The sequence below is a fragment of the Paenibacillus sp. 453mf genome, from assembly GCF_900116105.1.
Lineage (GTDB): Bacteria > Bacillota > Bacilli > Paenibacillales > Paenibacillaceae > Paenibacillus > Paenibacillus provencensis.
The window spans coordinates 2,644,869-2,656,534 of record NZ_FPAC01000001.1; the positions used below are offsets into that span (position 1 = coordinate 2,644,869).

An 11,666-nucleotide genomic window follows, 5' to 3' on the forward strand; every position below is an offset into this window, starting at 1 on the left:
ATACATTAAACAGAACCACCGTTCTGTCCTTGTATATATTTTATAGTCTTTAGCATTTATTGTAAAAGGGAACTAAAACTTTCGAATTTCCTTGCATCAGCACGAAATTATGACAGACTTTGACATTTAAGTTAGTGTATAATCCCGAAAAAATGGAGTAACTTAGTAGGCGCTCCATTTCGTGGTCTCTAAACTTAAACGTATGCTCGGATTTATACTTATAAGGGCTTCGAGTGTTTCCTGGTACTTCTTTGTAGTATTCATAGGCAATAAAGCTTGTCATCAAAGCCGATCCTTTTATAAGATCCAGTATCAATCCATTTTACATTCTTAGCATTTACAAGGTTGTAACGATCCACCTCATAAAATGTATCCCCGTGAGATTTCACTAGCGCCTGCGACCAGAATTTAAAAGGTCCAGTGAGATAGAATTTTCTCCCCCAGACTGTATGCACAATGATCCGCTTGATTCCAGCAGACCACTCCAGGAATAACACGTAATCAAAGGGGATTATCTCTACACCTGCTTTACCGCTTTTGTCTTTCGCTGCGGTTATTTCCATGACGAAATACCTCCAAGTATTTATTACTTGTACATTTCTTCAGGGGCATTTGCTTCGTATACATAAACTATACTTCTTTTCTTAACTACCGACTTTCCAAATTTGGACAGCATAGTAGCCAGTGCATAAATAAGATTTTGTTTAAATGTCATTTCCATGGAATCCTCACCTCCTTTCCTAGAATTAAGGAGAAGGCTTGTGTAAGAAAACTGATGGCTAAGGTGTCGGATACAATGAAGAAATTAATCGATACTAATAAAGCAGAAACAACTCTCAAAAGGGGGTAGTATTTCTCTGGTACATTTCGTTGATTCTCAAAATTAGAAGGGGCATAAATTAAAACGATCAGCAAAGCAAGAAATGTAAGAGAATGGATAATAACTATTTCTGTAAGATCGATGAAGGATAACAGGGTGAACAACGCACTTGTATACAATGCACAACTTGTGCCCGATTTTAAGTGGAACCCTCCTGAGAATCGCCTTAACAGTGGAAATGAAATAAGTAGTATAATTACTTCTTTTAGATTCCCAGTAACTAGTGTAACTAGTGATCCCAGCAGTGTTATTAAAACAATAGAAGCTACATTTAAAAAGAGTCCGATGGATGTTTCAAGTACTGCTATTGAACTAGGGTGGTGAGGAACTTGGTTTTTGATATAGACACTTATCTTTTTGGCCGCTGTATCAATCATGTATCTTCATTCTCCCTCTGTATAGCAAAGTATGTAAGGTACCCAGCAATTAAGGCGAAAAAGACTATGTTTATCCAAAGCTGATTTATGTAAAAAATTGTAGTGATAAGACAAAAGAAAACAATGATCAACAATAAAACAGTTATATCTTCAAACTTAAATCGCCGTCTCTCGAAAGGGAAGGAGAATCCTTTACCAAGTCTGTATAAGACCTGAGCTAGTACAAGAAAGGTAACACTGCTTACAGTCTGCAGCGCATACCCATCTGCTGCAGTTTCCATTCCAGCAACTGACCCAAACATGACTTGGAGTAGTACTGATTGCAAAATCGCATAAAGACCGTACCTTAATATCGTACAAATAATTGACCAGATAAAAGGTATTCCCACCATTACACTAAAGAACAGAATGAAGATAATGACAACTATTAATGGAACAAGGTAAGGTAAGTGCAATTCTGTTCTTAGAACAAAACTCTGAAGGCTGATCAGTAAGATTACAAAAAGAATACGTAGGGCAAACTGGGCAGCGGCTTTTCAGATAAGAAGAAAGAATAGATATCTGTAACCCTCCCGAATTGGGAGGGGGTTCTTTACATAGAAAAAAAGCCCTAGCGTTCCAGGGCTTCAGATCGGTCCTTCATATATTTGATTGCGGCCGCTAACAATCCGAGCTGCAGCCAGAAAAAAGATAAAGTATGAGCTGTCGTGAAGCAAGTTGCAATTATAGCCATGAGAGATCCGCAGTATATTGATATTATGTAAGGACGATTCTCGCCTTTTGCTGTAATAGATAATTTGAATCCCGTGACGATTAGAGGAATTAGAAGACCTAATGCAATGATCATCCCGATGATACCTGTATCATGAAGAACTGCTAATGGGCTGCTCACTATCCAAGCGGTAGGGCTTGTTTCTTTTAGCGAGAAGTATCCTCTACCGAAGAACGGGCTTTGCTCCCACCGGCTCATCGTTATGTCAAAAATCATTGCCCTGAATGAACCTGATCCATTTTCAGTACTTGCAAAGTTTGTAATCTTACTCATGAAGTCCACGCCGTTTGCATTGAAGGATTGGATCACAATAAAGCCAACTGGCACCAATAAACAAACCATAAAGACAAGCTTGAAGATAAACCTGGGGTGAATAACAACTTTCTTCTGAAATAAGACGATTAGTGGAATGACAATAAATAAGCATATGGCAAGAGATAACCACACAGCCCGAGTCCAACCTAATAGGATTGCTGCAGCAAAGATCAAAGCGGTAATAGGATTATATAATTTTGACTTGTATTTTGTTTTCTGTGCCATATGAGTAAGGCAGAGTATGAAGCAGAATCCCATTAGCACAGAAAACAAGTTAGCTTCAAAGAATAATCCGCGTAATGTGAGAGACGTGGATAGTTGTCCTGTCATGATCGGAGTGGAGAACAGTACATTGTCAGGATTGTAAAAAATGTAGCCTAGAAAGCCGTACAGAGCCTGAAATAGTCCGACCACAACTAAAACATCCGTAAATGCTCTGACTTCCTTCATCGATCCAACCTGAGCAATTATGAACATGGTTCCTAATGAAGATAGAGTAAGCTGCAGGATACCAGGTTTGGACCAGACCCATGTATGATTGAATAAGAAATAGGAGACAAACAAAGTGAACATAATATAGAGCATTACGAGTATTGTTTCTTTATTAAGTACTATCTTTCGCCTTTTGACTAAAGCGTGAATCAATAAAGATGCGACACTAATCAATAAGCCTAATGTCTCTACCCGTATAGCGTATGGCCCGACTGCAAATTCAAAAAGGTTCATTGTGCAGGCTGCTATAAAAATGCCTAGGCTGAATTCAAAATACTTCAATGCAAAGAATGCTACGACTGCAATAATCAAATAGGTTGCTAAATCAACAGGATCGAATGATGATGCTAATGTAGCAAGTGCTGCTGTTAATAATGCAAGCCCAGCTACCATAATCTTTCGTCTTAGTTCAGAAACATCCCAATCTATCCTAGGCTTTTTCTTTTCGGTTCTTTGTACCAGCATGGCCGATCAGTCCCATCCTTCTATTTTTTATATGATACAAATTGTATCATAATCCTTATCTAAACGGCTAGGTCGTATTCTTATTAGTGTAAGTAAGACCATGATCTCGCAACCATAACTCGTGGCGAGTAAGTTCAATGTACCCTCTCCCACGGCAATGAGTACAAAGTGCTAATGAATTATATCTCTCTCCGAAGCATTCTTCGCACTCTATGTGTAACAATGGATTAAAAGGAGGGATCACTTCTGGGTGGAAAATCTCATCAAACATAGCTTTTAAATGTTTCTTAATATTCATCATAATGCCACTCCTTGCAGGGGGATGTTTTTGTTGAATATATATCAAAAACCATTTACTGTAAATACATATTGTATCATTTCAACTTAACTTCTAAACTATCCAGCGGTACTTCTGGATAGCCATACAGATAGTAGTCACCTTTGTGCTCAATCCGTGTTCGTACCCATTGTTCTCCGTTAAGGAGGAATTCAACATACGTGTTCGGTGTTAGATTATAACCTAGACCTGGTATTGTAAAACGACCTGATGATGTGCGTTCAAGTAGCCCTTCGAATTGCCGGTACAACGCTTGGGAAAATAATATATCCAAGCCTGATATTGATATGATCAGGCAGCTGGCTACTTTCCATAAGGTGTCAACAGATTATTTACTTCTGGGTCATGACAATACTGAGAATCTCATTCCTGATTGGGCAACTTCAAGAGATAAACGTGATTTTAAACGGATGCTCGAGGAAGATTCTGAAATTATGTTTGATGGTGTTCCAATTTCAGATGATGAAAAGGAAAAGATCATCCGTGTAATGGAAGCCATGTTTTGGGATGCTAAGAAGAAAAAATAAAAGAAATCCTGTAGATAAGTAGTACACCTGGGGGTCGCTGCGTATAGACACGTTTGTTTCCAATCTAATCCAAAACATAAAACTAACGATCCATTCATAATTGCACAAAATCTTAACATAACAATTATGTTTGAAGATTTAGGCGAAAGAACCAGAGGATTTTACTATCGGAAATTAAGGCGAAGGTATATCTGTATCCATCACGATCTATCTGATGAATGGAAAAAGTTTGTTTGTGCTCATGAACTTGCTTATGACAGACTACACAAAGGAGTTAGCCGTTTTTGTATAGATGAAAACTCTTTTTTCTCACCAGGTAAGTTCGAAAGACAAGCAAATGAATTTGCTGTTCTGTTGCTGCTTAAAAACGAAAAAATAGAGCACGATGAATCGATTTATAATTTCTTGAAGCGAAACAATATCCCAGTCAAAATGGCAGAGTATCTAAAATCTTATAACAGTGTATTGATAAAAATAAATGGAGACTTGTCGTCATAACTGGATATAACTCTGACAATACCCAGAACAGAGAACGTAAAAATATAACAATAGACGATCCAGATATTTTGAAGTCGTCTAAAAAAATAGAAAAGTACTTGCAGAGGGAACTTGTTTCGTTTGAGAATTTGGTATTATCGGGAAACTACTCAACACCTGAGAAAATGCTCTTGTCCAAGTTTATTGATGAATGGCGCGAAAAGTATGCCAAGGACAATCTTTCCCCATCTACATTAGTGTCTACGAAAATCACATTGAATCACGGATAATCCCCCATTTCGGTCATTCTCGTATCGATCAGATTAAACCTCTTCATGTATTGAGTTTCTTTAAAGAACTTGAGAAAACTGGAGCACGCAAAGACGGATCGGACAAGCCATTAGATGGCGGTACTATAAATTACATTTATCGAGTTTTGAAAAACATCTTCAGTCGTGCTACCGAATTGAAGGTTATCACTGAGAATCCTATGGATGGAGTTGCCAAACCAAAAGAGAAAAACGCCAAGGAAAAACTACTTGAGAAAAAGTCTAATCCTCAATTTTATGATGAAGTTGAAGCTCAGGAAGTAGTTAATGCCTTATACAAAGAATCTAGGAAATGGAGACTGTTGATTTTCGGATCTATGTTTGGTGGCTTTCGTCGTGGAGAACTTCTCGCATTAGAGTGGCATAATGTGAACTTTGAAGAACAAACACTCATAGTTGAGAATAACATCCCTATAACAGTCAAAGGAGCTGCAATTGAAAAAAGCCCTAAATCAATTGCTTCGTATCGATCGGTGGACATGCCTTCATGGTATATGGTCGAAATGGAGAAGTATTATGGTGAGTGGCTGCGTGAAAAAGACAAACTTGGAAATAAATAGGCTGGGAAAGATAGAATGTTCGTCTTCCATAACGGAACTGGAACTCCATACTATTATCAGCACCCGTACAAATGGTGGAAAAGATTTTGTGCACGGCACGATATACGGTTTATAAAATTTCATGGCTTAAGACATAGCTCTGGCACTCTTCTTCTTGAGGATGAGGATGAAAGCAATTTCGATTCGATCTTAAAGGCAATTCAAGAAAGACTTGGGCATTCCAGGCTTTCGACTACAGCTGACATTTATGTCCATTTAACCAAGAAAGTCAAAAAGAGAACGGCAGGTAAGTATGACAAATTCGGCATAAAACCTTCAGAAAAAGAGGGGGAGGAATTCGGGGGAGAATTGGGGGAGGAATCAAAATTAAGACGCATCAAGTGAGCCTATTCAACCCTAATGCAATTCAAAGAAATCCTAATCTACCAATAATTTACCTAATCCAACAGAATGTACCGGATACACAAATTGACTTTGACAGGGTAGGGGTCAGTGGTTCGAGCCCACTACAGATCATCACTGAAGACCTTTGTGTATCAAGGGTCTTCTTCTTTTTTCAGCGTCTGTCTCCTACTCCAAATACCCATCGACACGACTGTCTCTTCCCATTACACGTACAACTGAAAAATATTGCCGTTTTCTTTAAATATATGTACTCCCCGCATCTCGCCAATCCCATCCAGCGTTACTCTTTCTCCAGATAGAACTGGCCTTTTCTCCACAACCACATGGAGTTTTGATGCCTTCCAAAGATCTGTCTCATAGTAAGAAACAACAGGCTGCTGTATCAAGAATTCGTCGATGCCGAGGGACACTTTGACATAGTTATGATGAAGAAGCCTGCCAGGCAGTGCATCTATATTTTGCGGATCGATGCTCTTCACGGCAATAATTCCTTCAATAATTACGTGAAAACCTGCACTCTCTTCAAACGATTTGAAGGCAGCGATCCTGTTCGCTTTAACATATTCTACGGTTGTCTCTGTCTCTTCACTTACATTAATATCCATTATCCTAGCTTGCTCTACCTGGGTAACATGGGATTTTAGAAAATCATACAGACAATCCTCCGATTGTAAAAAATCCTGCTGCCATCCTTCTAAGAATTCATCTAGCAACAAGCATATCCACAAGCCCGAGTAGTAACAACTTCTTCTTAAGTGAAGCGAAGCGGCTTCTGAATGAATTAATTTTCGTCCATATTGATCCAATAATGATCCCCATGAAAGAGGTGACTCTTCGGCATTTGCCTTCAGCTCCACATAATATGCAGGCCCCTCTATGGTCTCTACCTTTGTCTCGTATGTAAAAAAAGGACCCAGCAACTCTTTTCTCATATCCCGAAGTTGAATAAATTTGTACAAAATGAGACTCCCTTTCCTGTAGATCCCTTGCCTCCAGCGCATCAAAAAGACACTGCCTTTCTCGACTTCTTAGCTCCACGTTCTCTTCAAGAAGCGGGTATGTTACCCCCAGGAGTTCATCTGGAAACCTCTTTTCTTCACGAAGATACTGAAATCCATGAAATAGCTCATGAACAAGAAATGACTTGATGCTCGCCATATCCTTAATCCCTTCAATGTTTACTATTGCTGTAGGATAGTGTTCATACATGATTACGGTATTGCCCGCGAATGTTCTGTCCCACCCTAATTTATGAAACGTCTGGTTTTGAAATTTGGGATGGTGGAATAGGAAAACTTCGCTCGAGTTATATATCGCGTAGGCTACTTTTTGAAACCCATACCAATAGGGTTCTATATCTAGCCCAAGCAATTCATCTGCAGCCGATTGAATGTTAATTTCCATCCTTCTTCCTCCCCATTTCCTACTCGAGGAGATTATAACAAAAAAATAAAGGATCCGCAGGTTCCTGGGATCCTTTATTTTCGGTAATTAGTAGAGGATGGTTTTGGAGATGATGACAAGAAGAATGAAAAGAACAAGGATTGCTCCGATGGAAGACCAACCATTGTATCCTCCACAAAATCCGGATCTAGATACTTCACTCATGCTGCTCTCCTCCTTATCTCTAAGGTATGAGATAGTATATGAATACCTAGATTAGATGACAGGGCGAGTATCCTGATCTTTTAAAACTGCTTATCACTTTTCTCCAAAATACATGGTTTACTGCCTTTTATTTCACGTGATGAGGTGTTCCTTCATGCTTCTCTTTGCGAAGACCAGCGAGACCGAACAGACCTAATAATCCAAGCCATCCCCAGCCATTTCCGCGATTTGTTGCAGCGTTCGCTCGAATGTTATTGGTGCCGTAAGTACCATTGTTATAAGCATTGGTATTGTAGGTACCCGTTCCAGTGCCTCTGCCATCGTACATGTTATTGTTCATGTTGTTCATTGTGCGAGTACGATTCATGTTCGTAGTGCCATTGTCTGTCCCATCAATGCCTAGATTTTTTTCCAGACGATTGACCGAATTTTTAACCGGATTACCGTTCATTTGGTTTGCGTTCGTATCAGCCATCGCTGGAACGGCAATTACCATAGAAATGCTTGCAGCAGCTAATGTGGCTGCCCATTGTTTTTTCATCATTATTTCACCCCTCATTTTATTGTTTATGGCCTGTCGCTTGTATAATCCCCTCCTTAATTTAAAGTTATACAAGCAGATACTTGGGTGAAAAAAGGGGTTTTATCCAATATTTTATATACAGCAAAAAACCCACCGTTTGCAGCCGGTGAGTTTTTATATATAGAATCATCTCTTGAAGGGACGATTACAGATTACTGTATGATTATTAACACAGGATGATACAAACATAAAATTTTAATTAAAATTAGCGTTATCCTCGCCTTGACCTTACAACGAACGTATACAACTCCTTATCAAGGACTGTCCCATCTTCAAGCACTACATTATTGTTATCATGTGAGCTGATCGTTGTCCGGTACGTAATAAGCTTAACCCCTTTCCACACCGTTACCACAGAATTAAAGTAGATTGCATTATCAAATTGAATCGGCTGCCGCATTACGTATCCGACCGTATGAACAGAGGATCTTGCTCTTTTCTTGCCTTTTCCAAAGGCATCCTCTGGCAATGGATGGATTCGTACAATTTGGCTAAACGGAATCTTGACTCTTTTCGCTCCAACGACAATGATTTCGGCATCTGCATCCCACTTTAGCAATATCCCTTGAACGGGATCTTTACGACCACCTGCTCGTTCCACCAGCACCCTTTGGCCTACCCAGTGCTTCATTTCTCCCGTTCACCTCCGTGTTCGTTTTATTAATTGTCCGAAATTGACCAGTCCACTTGCTTGATTCCTTCTGATTCCAAATAGGCGTTCGCTCGAGAAAACGGATGGCTTCCAAAAAAACCATGCCGAGCTGCAAGCGGACTCGGGTGAGATGATTCAATGACCAGATGACGAGATCGGTCTATGAAAGCTCCCTTCTTCTGCGCATGGCTGCCCCATAACATAAACACTACAGGCTGCTTCCGGACATTCAATTTCTCAATCACCGCATCGGTAAACCACTCCCATCCAATATGGCGATGTGAAGTCGGCTCTCCCTCTCTTACAGTTAATACGTTATTCAGTAAGAGGACACCTTCTTCCGCCCACTCTTTTAAAGAACCATGTGAGGGAATGGGTACTCCAAGATCACTATGTAATTCTTTATATATATTTCGCAAAGACGGAGGTATTCTAACCCCTTTTTTGACGGAAAAACTTAAACCTTCCGCCTGACCCGCTCCATGATATGGATCTTGTCCAATGATTACAACCTTTGTATTCGCATAAGAGGTCAGCTTCAATGCATTGAATATATCTTCCTTCGGAGGATAGATCGTTTGCGTCTTATATTCAAAGGCCAGCTTCTTTCGAAGCTCCTGTATGTAATCCTTATTCATTTCGTCCTGCAGCAGTACATCCCAGTCATTATTAAACATATATTTGCTCTCCTCATCCCAAACTCGCTTTGCTACATGAATTCTACATATAGATATCTAAAAAAATAAGCTGGACTCCTATTAGGAGCCAGCCTATTTCATGTAATGTATGCCGAGGACGGGGGTCGAACCCGTACGATGGTCACCCATCGCAGGATTTTAAGTCCTGTGCGTCTGCCAATTCCGCCACCCCGGCGTATGTGTATAGACTGTCTAACCAAACTCGCTGTAAAGTTAAAGAACAATCCACGACCACTTCTGGATTTCCCAGTAGATCTTCTCAAAAATCCGGTATCTCTTATTATACATGAACAGCCACGTTTTGACAAGCTTTGCGTATACTTTTATATGAGAATTTTGCATAAATCCTTAACAGAATGTGCAAAATCCTGATATGAAATCTTGATAAAACTTAGCATACAAACTAAAAATAAAGCCCACCTTTTCGAGATGGACTCCCTAACGTATACATAGACCTCAAGAACAATTTATTCTTCCTGGTCTAAGCGCAGGCTTGGTACAGTTTGCCTTCATGTTCAACATGGATAAGCCAGCCTTCATTCTGGTTTATTCTTCCTTATACCCTTTTTTTCTGCTCGCCATTCGCATCCACCAAGCGATGCCTCCAACACCCGCAGCAATAATTACGGAAAATATAACGATATACCATCCATGAATATTCATTGTGCATTCCTCCTATGATAGTTATACCCATATTATCCGCCACATTAAACTTTTTCACTTATTTCTTAAGATTGTCTCCAAATGTTTAGGCTTCATCCGAATTGGTTTATTTAACTTTAAGATATTTTTTGGATTATTGTAGAAATTTAGAACTAGTTCTGATAGACTACTTGTAGAAATGAAAGTGAAAAACGTGTGATTAAACAACCAGTTTGCAATGTAATTAGACCTGTTTTATTACATTAATTACTGGCATAGGGAGAATAGGCTTATGAATAAAGAAGCGATTATAGCGATGAAACGCAATCAGCAGATTATGGTAAGAAGCAAAGATGGAGCTACATTGACTGGGTTTCCTGTTCCTACAGACCATGCATCCCGGCTCGTGTTAAGAACAACCTGTGGTCCGGTTTGGATCCCTTATGAGGAAGTAGAGCAAATCACCCGAATTATCAGCATTAACCGCTCGAGAAAATTAGCTTTATCTTAACAGCTCTATATAATGTTATCTTACAATGTACGGTTCATAAAATTATAATGAAATGCAGATCATAGATATGGATTAGCTGGGGCTTGGCATCATGGCTCTGGCTATTTTATTATTCAATGAGGTGAGCAAAAGAGATGAACAATATGCCGAAGCTTCTAATATTCCTTGGTGTTGCACTAATTGCTGTCGGATTGATCTGGATGTTTCTAGGAAGATTTATTCAACTTGGTAAACTACCAGGAGATATCTATGTAGATCGAGGAAATTTCAAATTCTATTTCCCCATTGTTACTTGTATCGTTATCAGCCTTATCCTTACGCTTATCTCCTGGATCATCCGTCACTTTATGAAATAAAGCAGCAGTTAGTATTTCGTCCAATAATCCATCCCATCTGATAAAGAGGGCATCGAACGCACCGACTTCTGCTCTTCAGGCTCCCAACCCTTGAGAATCACGATGTGTTCCGTAGATGATTGGTCCTGCCACGTAATCATCCCTAGTCTTTCTAACTCTCTCAGCGCCTTCCGAATCCCCCCTTCTGTTCTCCCTGTCTTGACTTCCAATTCAGTCATTTGAGGCATACGTCTCCGTTGTCCACAAAAATTGTATAGTATTCGCAGCAGCTTGCGTTCAAAATCAGGCAGCATCATCATCACTCCCTAAGCTGTTATTGCTGCTCTAACAGGTCGCCAAGCCAGTACATTCTCCTCGTTAAAAGTTCTAGGAGCCCCTGTATGAAGACATGTGGAATATATTCTGCCCTTTATTATTCGATGAATTTCAATATTACGCTGACTAACCTTACCTGCTCGATCCAGATACACGATCTCTACAACCTTGCCTATATATTTACGCGGCATTTTCTCACCCCAAATAAGAACGTTTGTTTGTGTTTATTATATACGAACAATTGTTCTTTCATCAACTGTAAAATATGGCTACTCTCATGAATTCCACCCTTTGAAAGATACACCTTGCAAGCCGTACAGCAAAAAGACCCTTGCATCATAAGATACAAGGGTCTGTCTATCTGC

General features: G+C 39.6%; 17 protein-coding genes and 1 tRNA gene. 6 read left to right on the plus strand and 12 right to left on the minus strand.

What is annotated here, in order from left to right:
- Positions 1–260 precede the first annotated feature (260 nt).
- From BM415_RS12535 to BM415_RS12550, 4 genes are all read right to left on the minus strand, one after another.
- On the minus strand, positions 261–563 hold the full coding sequence (locus BM415_RS12535) for a hypothetical protein (protein WP_091158455.1): 303 nt from the start codon (positions 561–563) through the stop codon (positions 261–263).
- 23 nt (positions 564–586) lie between these two features.
- Entirely contained in the window at positions 587–721 is a 135-nt protein-coding gene (locus tag BM415_RS24725; protein ID WP_139236985.1) for an AgrD family cyclic lactone autoinducer peptide, read from the minus strand.
- Positions 712–1,257, minus strand: coding sequence for an accessory gene regulator ArgB-like protein (locus tag BM415_RS12540; protein WP_091158457.1), 546 nt, complete (start codon positions 1,255–1,257; stop codon positions 712–714). The genes BM415_RS24725 and BM415_RS12540 overlap by 10 nt, the downstream gene beginning before the upstream one ends.
- Before the next feature lie 610 nt (positions 1,258–1,867).
- Positions 1,868–3,301 carry an O-antigen ligase family protein gene (locus BM415_RS12550; protein ID WP_091158460.1) on the minus strand — a complete coding sequence of 478 codons (1,434 nt, stop codon included), beginning with the start codon at positions 3,299–3,301 and terminating at the stop codon, positions 1,868–1,870.
- Positions 3,302–3,925: 624 nt separating this feature from the next.
- Between BM415_RS12550 and BM415_RS12560 the strand changes: the two genes are divergently transcribed.
- From BM415_RS12560 to BM415_RS25565, 4 genes are all read left to right on the plus strand, one after another.
- Positions 3,926–4,165, plus strand: coding sequence for a hypothetical protein (locus BM415_RS12560; protein WP_211753657.1), 240 nt, complete (start codon positions 3,926–3,928; stop codon positions 4,163–4,165).
- A gap of 99 nt (positions 4,166–4,264) precedes the next feature.
- Positions 4,265–4,663 (plus strand): ImmA/IrrE family metallo-endopeptidase, encoded by a 399-nt coding sequence (locus BM415_RS12565; protein ID WP_348272326.1) that lies wholly within the window; start codon positions 4,265–4,267, stop codon positions 4,661–4,663.
- A 190-nt stretch (positions 4,664–4,853) separates the two neighbouring features.
- On the plus strand, positions 4,854–5,531 hold the full coding sequence (locus tag BM415_RS25560; RefSeq protein WP_244533225.1) for a site-specific integrase: 678 nt from the start codon (positions 4,854–4,856) through the stop codon (positions 5,529–5,531).
- Between the two features lie 15 nt (positions 5,532–5,546).
- Complete coding sequence (locus tag BM415_RS25565) at positions 5,547–5,915, plus strand: tyrosine-type recombinase/integrase (RefSeq protein WP_244533226.1); 369 nt, start codon at positions 5,547–5,549, stop codon at positions 5,913–5,915.
- Between the two features lie 224 nt (positions 5,916–6,139).
- Here BM415_RS25565 and BM415_RS12575 read toward each other — a convergent pair whose 3' ends face one another.
- The 6 genes from BM415_RS12575 to BM415_RS12600 form a co-directional block, all read right to left on the minus strand.
- Positions 6,140–6,541, minus strand: coding sequence for a hypothetical protein (locus BM415_RS12575; RefSeq protein ID WP_139236986.1), 402 nt, complete (start codon positions 6,539–6,541; stop codon positions 6,140–6,142).
- 97 nt (positions 6,542–6,638) lie between these two features.
- Positions 6,639–7,340 (minus strand): hypothetical protein, encoded by a 702-nt coding sequence (locus BM415_RS12580; protein ID WP_091158466.1) that lies wholly within the window; start codon positions 7,338–7,340, stop codon positions 6,639–6,641.
- 331 nt (positions 7,341–7,671) lie between these two features.
- Positions 7,672–8,088, minus strand: a complete 417-nt coding sequence (locus BM415_RS25570) for a WGxxGxxG family protein (protein WP_091158468.1) — start codon at positions 8,086–8,088, stop codon at positions 7,672–7,674.
- Between the two features lie 250 nt (positions 8,089–8,338).
- Positions 8,339–8,758: a hypothetical protein gene (locus BM415_RS12590; protein ID WP_091158470.1), complete on the minus strand. Its 420-nt coding sequence runs from the start codon at positions 8,756–8,758 to the stop codon at positions 8,339–8,341.
- A gap of 29 nt (positions 8,759–8,787) precedes the next feature.
- The gene (locus BM415_RS12595; RefSeq protein WP_091158472.1) at positions 8,788–9,456 is read right to left on the minus strand and encodes a uracil-DNA glycosylase; all 669 of its coding nucleotides are present in this window, start codon (positions 9,454–9,456) and stop codon (positions 8,788–8,790) included.
- A gap of 110 nt (positions 9,457–9,566) precedes the next feature.
- Positions 9,567–9,652, minus strand: a tRNA-Leu gene (locus BM415_RS12600).
- A gap of 759 nt (positions 9,653–10,411) precedes the next feature.
- Here BM415_RS12600 and BM415_RS12605 point away from each other — a divergent pair.
- Together BM415_RS12605 and BM415_RS12610 are read left to right on the plus strand one after the other, a co-directional pair.
- Positions 10,412–10,630: a hypothetical protein gene (locus BM415_RS12605; protein WP_091158473.1), complete on the plus strand. Its 219-nt coding sequence runs from the start codon at positions 10,412–10,414 to the stop codon at positions 10,628–10,630.
- Between the two features lie 134 nt (positions 10,631–10,764).
- Positions 10,765–10,986, plus strand: a complete 222-nt coding sequence (locus BM415_RS12610) for a DUF2905 domain-containing protein (protein ID WP_091158475.1) — start codon at positions 10,765–10,767, stop codon at positions 10,984–10,986.
- Positions 10,987–10,994: 8 nt separating this feature from the next.
- On the opposite strand, the gene BM415_RS12615 is transcribed toward BM415_RS12610, so the two are convergent.
- Entirely contained in the window at positions 10,995–11,285 is a 291-nt protein-coding gene (locus BM415_RS12615; RefSeq protein WP_244533227.1) for a hypothetical protein, read from the minus strand.
- Between the two features lie 6 nt (positions 11,286–11,291).
- Entirely contained in the window at positions 11,292–11,492 is a 201-nt protein-coding gene (locus BM415_RS12620) for a hypothetical protein (protein ID WP_091158479.1), read from the minus strand.
- Positions 11,493–11,666: the final 174 nt, after the last annotated feature.

Coding starts and splice junctions, on each gene's coding strand:
- BM415_RS12535 (WP_091158455.1), bottom strand. CDS start 563: ATGGAAATAACCGCAGCGAAAGACAAAAGCGGTAAAGCAGGTGTAGAG.
- BM415_RS24725 (WP_139236985.1), bottom strand. CDS start 721: ATGGAAATGACATTTAAACAAAATCTTATTTATGCACTGGCTACTATG.
- BM415_RS12540 (WP_091158457.1), bottom strand. CDS start 1,257: ATGATTGATACAGCGGCCAAAAAGATAAGTGTCTATATCAAAAACCAA.
- BM415_RS12550 (WP_091158460.1), bottom strand. CDS start 3,301: ATGCTGGTACAAAGAACCGAAAAGAAAAAGCCTAGGATAGATTGGGAT.
- BM415_RS12560 (WP_211753657.1), top strand. CDS start 3,926: ATGATCAGGCAGCTGGCTACTTTCCATAAGGTGTCAACAGATTATTTA.
- BM415_RS25560 (WP_244533225.1), top strand. CDS start 4,854: ATGGCGCGAAAAGTATGCCAAGGACAATCTTTCCCCATCTACATTAGT.
- BM415_RS25565 (WP_244533226.1), top strand. CDS start 5,547: ATGTTCGTCTTCCATAACGGAACTGGAACTCCATACTATTATCAGCAC.
- BM415_RS12575 (WP_139236986.1), bottom strand. CDS start 6,541: ATGGATATTAATGTAAGTGAAGAGACAGAGACAACCGTAGAATATGTT.
- BM415_RS12580 (WP_091158466.1), bottom strand. CDS start 7,340: ATGGAAATTAACATTCAATCGGCTGCAGATGAATTGCTTGGGCTAGAT.
- BM415_RS25570 (WP_091158468.1), bottom strand. CDS start 8,088: ATGATGAAAAAACAATGGGCAGCCACATTAGCTGCTGCAAGCATTTCT.
- BM415_RS12590 (WP_091158470.1), bottom strand. CDS start 8,758: ATGAAGCACTGGGTAGGCCAAAGGGTGCTGGTGGAACGAGCAGGTGGT.
- BM415_RS12595 (WP_091158472.1), bottom strand. CDS start 9,456: ATGTTTAATAATGACTGGGATGTACTGCTGCAGGACGAAATGAATAAG.
- BM415_RS12605 (WP_091158473.1), top strand. CDS start 10,412: ATGAATAAAGAAGCGATTATAGCGATGAAACGCAATCAGCAGATTATG.
- BM415_RS12610 (WP_091158475.1), top strand. CDS start 10,765: ATGAACAATATGCCGAAGCTTCTAATATTCCTTGGTGTTGCACTAATT.
- BM415_RS12615 (WP_244533227.1), bottom strand. CDS start 11,285: ATGATGATGCTGCCTGATTTTGAACGCAAGCTGCTGCGAATACTATAC.
- BM415_RS12620 (WP_091158479.1), bottom strand. CDS start 11,492: ATGCCGCGTAAATATATAGGCAAGGTTGTAGAGATCGTGTATCTGGAT.